This is a genomic window from Janthinobacterium sp. PC23-8, assembly GCF_002250505.1.
GTDB lineage: Bacteria > Pseudomonadota > Gammaproteobacteria > Burkholderiales > Burkholderiaceae_D > Janthinobacterium.
Map to the genome: position 1 here is coordinate 3,485,872 of NZ_NJGY01000001.1, position 6,180 is coordinate 3,492,051.

6 protein-coding genes and 1 riboswitch are annotated in these 6,180 nt (G+C 62.1%); all 6 genes read right to left on the reverse strand.

Annotation, left to right across the window (positions count from 1 at the left end; translation table 11 throughout):
- Window position 1: 1 nt before the first annotated feature.
- Window positions 2-1,027 (reverse strand): iron ABC transporter permease, encoded by a 1,026-nt coding sequence (locus tag CD932_RS15120; RefSeq protein WP_094443351.1) that lies wholly within the window; start codon window positions 1,025-1,027, stop codon window positions 2-4.
- Between the two features lie 133 nt (window positions 1,028-1,160).
- Window positions 1,161-3,155, reverse strand: a complete 1,995-nt coding sequence (locus CD932_RS15125) for a TonB-dependent receptor (protein ID WP_176460958.1) — start codon at window positions 3,153-3,155, stop codon at window positions 1,161-1,163.
- Between the two features lie 82 nt (window positions 3,156-3,237).
- Window positions 3,238-3,473: riboswitch (cobalamin riboswitch) on the reverse strand.
- Between the two features lie 17 nt (window positions 3,474-3,490).
- Entirely contained in the window at window positions 3,491-4,072 is a 582-nt protein-coding gene (locus CD932_RS15130; protein WP_094443353.1) for a histidine phosphatase family protein, read from the reverse strand.
- The gene (locus CD932_RS15135) at window positions 4,069-4,860 is read right to left on the reverse strand and encodes an adenosylcobinamide-GDP ribazoletransferase (RefSeq protein WP_094443354.1); all 792 of its coding nucleotides are present in this window, start codon (window positions 4,858-4,860) and stop codon (window positions 4,069-4,071) included. The genes CD932_RS15130 and CD932_RS15135 overlap by 4 nt, the downstream gene beginning before the upstream one ends.
- Before the next feature lies 1 nt (window position 4,861).
- Window positions 4,862-5,899, reverse strand: a complete 1,038-nt coding sequence (gene cobT, locus CD932_RS15140) for a nicotinate-nucleotide--dimethylbenzimidazole phosphoribosyltransferase (protein WP_094443355.1) — start codon at window positions 5,897-5,899, stop codon at window positions 4,862-4,864.
- 44 nt (window positions 5,900-5,943) lie between these two features.
- Window positions 5,944-6,180 (reverse strand): hypothetical protein (locus tag CD932_RS28860; protein WP_217907264.1); only part of this gene is annotated, 237 nt, incomplete at its 5' end.

The window sequence follows — 6,180 nt, forward strand, 5'->3', positions numbered from 1 at the left end:
CTCACTTGCGGCGCAGCCGGTGCAGCTGGTACAGGAACACGGGCGCGCCGACCAGGGCCGTGACCACGCCGACCGGCAGTTGCAAGGGCGCCAGCACGGTGCGCGCCAACGTGTCGGCCAGCACCAGGAAGGTGCCGCCGGCCAGTGCCGCAGCGGGAATGAGCAGGCGATGGTCGGGACCGCAGGCAAAGCGCAGCGCGTGCGGCACGATCAGGCCGACGAAGCCCACGCTGCCGGCGCTGGTGACGGCGCTGGCCGTGAGCAGGCCGGAACAGAAAAACAGGCCCTTGCGCAACGCGCCCACGCGCACGCCCAGGGTAGCGGCCGCTTCGGCATGCAGCGCCATGACGTTCAGGGAACGGGCGCTGCGCAGTGCGAAGATCATCGCCGCCGCCAGCACCAGCCAGGGCATCAGACGCGCCGGCGCGCCGGACAAGTCGCCGATCATCCAGAACACCATGCTGCGCAAGCGGCTTTCGGGCGCGATCGACAGCATCAGCGACACCAGGGCCATGCAGGCCGACGACAGGATCACGCCCGTCAGCAGCAGCAGCGAGGCGCCGCCTTCGGCCGCCGTACCGCCGCGCAGGTCGCGCCGTGCAAACAGGTACAGCAGCATGGATATGCCGACGGCGCCGGCAAAGGCGGACGCGTCGACCACCCACAGGGAACACATGAACAGCAGCGCGGCCAGGGCGCCGACGGAGGCGCCGGCGGACAGGCCCAGCACATACGGGTCGGCCAGCGGATTGCGCAGCAGCGCCTGCATCATCACGCCGGCCAGCGACAGCGCGGCGCCCGTGACAAAGGCGGTCAGCGCGCGGCCCAGGCGCAAATCAAGCAGGGTGGCGGCAAGGGTATCGGTCTGGCCCTGGACGAGATGAAACAGGGCGGACGGCAGCTCGGCGAGCGCAATGGCAATCGAACCGGTCATGCCGGAGAAAATCAGGCTGGCAAGTGCGCACACGAAGAGCGTCGTGAGGATCACCGTCGCACGGTGGCGCATATTGCGGAAAAATGGGTGCATGTACTGCCTTAGGTGGAACGGGAGTGACGCAAGGTGGTACGGAGTGCTTCAGATGCCTTGATGGGACGTATACAAAAAAAATGGCCCGCATGCGATTGCGCGTACGGGCCATTGTAATCATCTACGGGCCGATTTAGAAATCGTAGCGTGCCGAGAGTTTCATCTGACGGCCATTGCTAGGATAGATGCCACCTTTGCAGCTAAATGCGTTGGTGAAGTACTGCTTGTCGGTCAGGTTCAAGGCATTGACCGCCATTTCCCAGGCGCCGAACTTGCGTGCATAGCGTGCATCGAAGGTGGTGAACGATGGCACCTTGGCATTGCAGGTATTGGCAAAATCACTGCCGTAGCGCTGGCTGTCTACCCATTGCGCGCCGAAGTCGGCACTTTGACCGTCTTTTGGTACCCACGACAGGCGTGCCGACAGGGTGTTCTTTGGAATCAGGGTCAATTCCTTGCCCGAGTTGACGCCTTCGGTGAAGGTCGCCTTCACGTGTTGGTAGTGGCCGCTGATGCGCCAGTCAGCCGCGATATTCGCCATGGCATCGAGTTCGAACCCTTGATGCTTGGTCGGATCAAGGTTGGTATTGGCACCAAAACCGAAAGCGCCTGCCGTTGGATCGTAATAGATCTCGTTGGTCAGTTTGTGGCGGAAGACGCGAGCATCGAGCTTGACGATACTGTTATTGTAGGACGCACCCAGTTCCAGATCATGCGAGGTCTGCCCTTGCAATGGCTTGTTTTCTACCGGCGTGTAGCCGTTTTCATCCGCGTTCGCCACGCGATAGCTCTGGCCGGCCTTGGCATACAGATTTACCTGCGGCACGACATCGAAGCTGCCTTGCACATCCCAGGCATTGAAGTTCTGCTTGATTTTGTAGGTGGCCGCAGTGAACGGTACCGGGTCGACGGAGTCTTTGTCGAAAGTTTCGTGGCGCACGCCGGCAGCGACGCGGAAGTTTTGCGGGCCAGCGAATTTCAATTCATCGCGCACATAAAATGCCTGCGATTTCTGCTTTGCCTTGGCTTGGGAGTACGAAGCGTCGACTGCCAGGTCCCACTTGATGAAGTCGGCACCGGCGACGATTTCATTGAGCATGCCGCCGAACTGGCCCAAGTGGCGCAGGCGTGGCGAGAACTGGTTTTGCTTGGTTTTGCGTTCCGATGCGGAAGGACCGGAGCTGCCGAAATAAGTGGACTTGGCCGTTTTTTCGCGATGCGACAGTTCTGCTGCCAGATCAATGGTGCCCAGGCGGCCTTCAGCAAAGGCGGTGTAGCGGTCGCTGTCGACCGAACCGAAATCTTTCAGTGTTTTCGCCTGACGCGGGTTGTCTTCAAACTGGGCCAGTGTGATCGAGCCAGGGAAGCGGCTATCCTGGCGCGTACTGTCGATACGCACACCTGCGCGGACATTTTTGTCATGCCATTGCGCGCCACCGCCGAAGTTGGTTTGCTTGTATTCGTTATTGTCGCGATAGTTATCGGTTTCCTGCTTGCCGACGGCGGCATCGAGGGTAACGTTATTCCAGGTCTGCGCAACGGAGCCGCGCACTTCGCGCTGGCCCAACTGGCCAACTTCGGCAAAGACGGTACCGCGGCCAGCTTGCTTGCCTGGACGTTTGGTAACGATATTGATCACGCCGCCCGTGGCGCCGTCGCCGTACAGGACGCTGCTGCCGCCGCGCGTGATTTCGATGCGTTCGACGCTATCGATGGGGATGCTGGCCAGGACTGGATCGGTCAGTTCATTTTCGGACAGGCGCACGCCGTCGAGGACCACGACCGTGTTCTGGCTGGCGGTGGCGCCGAAGCCGCGCAGATCGAGAGTAAAGTCAGGGCTACCGGTGAGGCTTTGACGGCCATAGACGCCACCGATCTTGCGGATAGCCTGGTTCACATCGCTGATGCCCGCGCGGCGGATTTCATCGGCCGTGATGACGGTGGCGCCGATCGGCTGCAGTGCAGGGTCGCTGTTGAAGCGGGAACCCGTCACGACGATCTGGTCCAGCATCATGCCATTGGTTTGCGCGAATGCAGGAGCGGCGGCGATGAAGCACAGGGAGATGGCGGAAACCAGGGCGCGCGGCGCCATTGCCGGCGCGCGGCGGTGTAATACAGGAGCAGTCATGATATCGTTTTCTTCGGAGAAAGCACCCGGCTCGCGTCCCCGCAAGCCAGATTCAACGGAAGGCGCGGCGCCCAGCAAGGCCCGCACTTCCACCTGTCCTGGCCGGTATCCGGGCTGCAAGTGAGGCTGTCCTACCTTCCCATGCCGATCAAGGCACAGTGGTTGTCAGGGACAGCTTGTCGTGCACTTTCTGGTCGAAAGCGGCGACACTTGTTTACCGTTGCGGGGGCAGCACACGTTGGCCTTCGGTCGGCATCGTGTTTCCCGTTTAACTGCATTCATGACATGAACGCGGGCACCAAAACCCCGCCATTATACGTGCAGCCGGGCCGGACTCAAACGGCCGGCGTGACGATTGGTGGCGCAAAATCGAGCGTGACGATCTCGCCATAGCCGATTTTGTGTGCGCTCGATGCGGCCAGCTGTGCCGTTTGCGCCAATGGCAGGCCGGCCTGCAGGGCCGACAGCAGGCGGATGGTGCCGGCATGGCAAATGACGATAGCTGCTGCGTGTTGTTCGCGCAACAGTTCATCGAGAAACGCTGAGAGCCGGGTCGCCATCGCCAGCACATTCTCGCCGCCGCCCGGCCGGTAATGCGCCAGGTCAGCAGCCCAGGCGTCGATTTCATTGCGCGCGATATCGTGCCAGGCGCGCAGTTCCCAGCAGCCGAAATCCATCTCCATCAGGCGCGCGTCCTGCGTGTAGCGGCTGGCCTGAAGATCGTCCGCCAGCGTCGATGCCAGTTCGGCGCAGCGCCACAGGGGACTGGTATATAGCGGCAGATGCGGCGGCAAACTGGCGCGCAGGCGGGCACGGGTCGAGGCCAGAATATGTGGTGCGACAGCAACATCGCTGCTGCCGTAGCAGACGCCGCTGGCCACCTCGGGCTGCGGATGGCGCACCAGTATCAGTCTCATGGTTGAGTAAAAAACAGGGTGGGCTGCAAGCTGGACAGGATGGCCAGGTAGATCGCCACCTCCGCCACCTGCTGCACCGCGCCCAGGCAGTCGCCCGTATAACCTTGCAAGCGGCGCTGGCATTTGCGGCCCAGGAACCAGGCGCTGGCGGTGGCGGCCAGCACGGCCAGCACCAGCGCGCTCCAGTCGATCACGCCCAGCAGGGCGCACACGACGGCCGGCAACAGGGCGCAGACGGCGGCGATCACGAATTCACGGGTACTCATGGCCTGCGCCATCGGCTTGGACTTGCCTTCGTCGCGCGCGTAGTCCATGCACCAGATCAGCGATACGGCCGCCAGGCGCGACAGCGGATGGGCGACAAACAACGCTGCCACCACCACGGCCGGCGGCAAGGACGCCAGCGCCGCACCCTTGACGGCCAGGAGGCACACGATGCCGATCGCGCCGTAGGCGCCAATGCGCGAATCCTTCATGATCTCCAGCACCCGCGCGCGCGTCAGGCCGCCACCGAAGCCGTCGCACATGTCGGCGAAGCCGTCTTCATGAAAGGCGCCCGTCACATAAATGCCGGCGGCCACGGCCAGCAGCACGGCGACGTGCGACGGCAGCAGCGTGCTCGCCATTATATATAGCGCGGCGCAGATGCCGGCGACCACCACGCCGACCAGCGGAAAATAGCGCGACGACTGCTGCAGCCACTCGGGCTGGTAGCCGACCCAGCGTGGTGTCGGCAGGCGCGTAAAGAACTGCAGCGCGGTAAAGAACAAACGGAGCTGATGCCGCATGTCAGGGTACCGATTTTTCGCTGACCTGCGCGGAGCCGAAGGTCGCCATCTGCGCCAGGAAATTGACGGCCGCCTGCAGCAACGGCAGGGCCAGCGCGCTGCCCGTGCCTTCGCCCAGGCGCAGGTCCAGTTTCAGCAGGGGTTGTGCATCGAGGTTGGCCAGCAGATGACGATGGCCAGCCTCGTCGGAGCAGTGCGCAAAGACGCAGTAATCGAGGATGGCCGGCTGCAGTCGCGCCGCCACCAGCAGGGCGCTGCTGACGATAAAGCCGTCGATCAGGAGCACCATGCGCCGTTCGGCCGCTTTCAGCATGGCGCCGGCCATCATGGCGATTTCAAAACCGCCAAAGGTGGCCAGCACATCGAGCGGCTCAATGGCTTTCGCATGTTTGGCTGCGGCCGCTTCGATCACGCGCTGCTTGTGCAAGATACCGTCAGTGGACAAGCCCGTGCCGGCGCCCACGCACTGCGCCACCGGTGTGCCGGTCAGCTTGTGCATCAGCGCGGCAGCGGCGGTGGTATTGCCGATGCCCATTTCGCCAAAACCCAGCACATTGCCGGGCAGCGTGTCGACCAGGTCCATGCCGGCCTGCATGGCCGATGCGCATTCCTGCCGTGTCATTGCCGCTTCCTGCGCGAAGTTGCGGGTGCCCGGGCCTTGCTTGCGGTCCAGCAAACCGTCGCGCACGCCGAAGTCGTGCTTCACGCCCGCATCGACTATATGGAGCGCGCAGTTGTTCTGCCGTGCAAACACATTGATGGCGGCGCCATTGCCCAGGAAATTTTCCACCATCTGCCAGGTGACGTCCTGCGGATAGGCCGAGATACCTTCGGCGACGATGCCATGGTCGGCGGCGAACACGATAATGGCGGGCTGAGTTATTGTCGGATGCGTGCTCTGCTGGATCAGGCCGATCTGGCGCGCCAGCGTTTCCAATCGCCCCAGGCTGCCCAGCGGCTTGGTCTTGTGATTGATGGCGTCGTTGAGCTGACCCGCCAGGGTGGTGTTGGCAGTGGCCGGAATGTTATGAATAGGCATTGGAGTCATGTTAGGGGAGGCGCGAAGATGCTGGCGTTACGATATCACACGGCAATATTTACCCCGCTTGAAAATAGCCCTTGCAGGCCTTCCAGGCCAGGGCTATAATTCGCCCCCTCGCTGAACGATGCATGCAAATGCTGAGTAAGGTAGAGAAAGTTTTTAAGCGCAATGCGCTGAAAAACGGGGTTGACAAAGTAGCTTAAATGCTTCATAATCTTCCTTCTTCGCAGCTGACAAACACAACGCTTTGTCGATAGCGCGAAACGTAACACTGAATA

What these genes read in the sequence shown, in the direction of transcription:
- cobT (WP_094443355.1), bottom strand. Translation starts at nt 5,899, where the DNA reads ATGCCTATTCATAACATTCCGGCCACTGCCAACACCACCCTGGCGGGT.
- CD932_RS15135 (WP_094443354.1), bottom strand. Translation starts at nt 4,860, where the DNA reads ATGCGGCATCAGCTCCGTTTGTTCTTTACCGCGCTGCAGTTCTTTACG.
- CD932_RS15120 (WP_094443351.1), bottom strand. Translation starts at nt 1,027, where the DNA reads ATGCACCCATTTTTCCGCAATATGCGCCACCGTGCGACGGTGATCCTC.
- CD932_RS15125 (WP_176460958.1), bottom strand. Translation starts at nt 3,155, where the DNA reads ATGACTGCTCCTGTATTACACCGCCGCGCGCCGGCAATGGCGCCGCGC.
- CD932_RS15130 (WP_094443353.1), bottom strand. Translation starts at nt 4,072, where the DNA reads ATGAGACTGATACTGGTGCGCCATCCGCAGCCCGAGGTGGCCAGCGGC.